Annotated in this window: 1 protein-coding gene; it reads left to right on the top strand. The window is 70.0% G+C overall.

All coding sequences use genetic code 11. The annotated features are described in order from the left end of the window. Positions 1 to 215: 215 nt before the first annotated feature. Entirely contained in the window at positions 216 to 1,619 is a 1,404-nt protein-coding gene (locus ABTY04_RS40805) for an IS1380 family transposase (protein ID WP_352218487.1), read from the top strand. Positions 1,620 to 1,886 lie beyond the last annotated feature (267 nt).

Raw genomic sequence — 1,886 nt, 5'->3', positions numbered from 1 at the left:
CGCGCGTCGGGCCTCGGCCATGCCCGCCGACGAGAAGCAACCGAACCACCACTGCACACCAGCTCAGCCACTCGAAGCGAAACAGGGAGGCTAGCCTGCGCGTTTCATCTGGGGTCGCGTCCGAATCATGATCGAAAAAGCGAAAATGCCTTCTGCGCTGCAACGATGAGGCTTGTCTAAGGTCCCAGTCGTTCCAGCAGGAAGGCACTTTCTGCGTGCACCCTACCCGCTCACGTCCCAAGCTTGTCGTCAGCGCCGACGGGCACGGGGTGGTCAGCCACGCCGGCTCGCGTCTGCTCGCGGATCTGGCCGACGCCACCACGCTGACCAGTGCCTTCTCCGATGCCCTGCACCGGCTGCGGCCGCGCGGGACCGGGCACGATCCCGGCCGTGTCGCGGTGGACCTGGCGGTGATGCTCGCCGACGGCGGCGAGGCAATCGCCGACCTGGCAGTGCTCCGCGACCAGCGCGACGTGTTCGACCCCGTCGCCTCCGCCCCGACCGCCTGGCGAGTGCTGGCCGGCATCGACGCGGCAGCCCTGAACGCCCTACGGGCAGCGCGGGCCACCGCCCGCGAGGTCGCCTGGCTGCAGGCCGGCGAGACCGGACGCCCGATACCCGCATCGCATGCCGGAGGACGTGAACTGCCAGGTCTGGTACTGGACATCGACGCCACCCTGGTCACCTGCCACTCCGAGAAGGAAGGGGCCGCCGCCACCTACAAACGCGGCTTCGGTTACCACCCGATGCTGTGCTTCCTGGACAACACCGGCGAGGCCCTGGCAGGTCTCCTGCGACCGGGCAACGCCGGCGCGAACACCGCCGCCGACCACATCACCGTCCTCGACCAGGCCCTCGCCCAGATCCCCGACGCCCTCCGCCACGGCACCCCTGTCCTCGTCCGCGCCGACAGCGCGGGCGGCGCCAAGACCTTCCTCGCCCACCTGCGAGCCCTGCGGCAAAGCGGGATCCGGACCACGTTCTCGGTCGGGTACGCCGTCACCGACCAGGTCCGCAGAGCCATTCGCGCACTGCCCGAACAGGTCTGGCACCCCGCCCTGGAACAGGACGGCTCCCTCCGTGCCGGGGCCGAGGTCGCCGAGCTGACCGGCCTGGTCGACCTCACCGGACACCCGGACGGCACCCGCATCATCGTCCGCCGTGAGCGGCCCCACCCCGGGGCCCAGCTGTCCCTGTTCGATCAGGACGAAGGCATGCGCCACCAGGTCTTCCTCACCGACACGCCCGCCGGCGAAGGTTCACTGCAGCACCTGGAGGTCCGCCACCGCGCCCACGCCAGGGTCGAGGACCACATCCGCTGCGGCAAGAGCTCCGGCTTCGGCCGCTTCCCCTCCCGCCACTTCGCGATCAACCAGGTCTGGCTGGAGCTGTCCCTGACCGCCATCGACCTGCTCGCCTGGACCCGAACCCTGCTGCTGGACGGCGAGTTGGCCACCGCCGAGCCCAAGAAACTCCGCTACCGCCTCCTGCACACTGCCGCCCGCATCACCCGCGGAGCCCGCCGCCTACGCCTGCGGATCGCCGCCGGCTGGCCCTGGCGCCACGAACTGACCGCCGCGTTCAGCCGCCTGATCGCACTGCCCCGACCGGCCACCTGACCGACGAAACCGCCACTGACCACCCACGACCCGAGGACCACAGGAGCACCCGACCCGCGCGCCGGGCCCTCGGCATGCCCGTTCCTCGACAGCAGCCTCATCACGACCGACCCGGAAGATCAACCCAGCTCAGCCAACCCCAACCGAAACGCGCAGGCTAAGGGTGTTGCAGGAGGTCAGACACCCCATGTCGTTCGGTGTCAAGCGGCATGGGGTTGGGCGTGGTGGGACCAGGCGGTCGCTTCGTCGTAGCGGGTGCGGGTTTTG

It is taken from the genome of Streptomyces sp. NPDC097981, from assembly GCF_040302565.1.
In the GTDB taxonomy this organism is placed as follows: domain Bacteria; phylum Actinomycetota; class Actinomycetes; order Streptomycetales; family Streptomycetaceae; genus Streptomyces.
The sequence above is the reverse complement of the archived record's forward strand: the minus strand, read 5'-3'. Positions and strand labels throughout refer to the sequence as shown.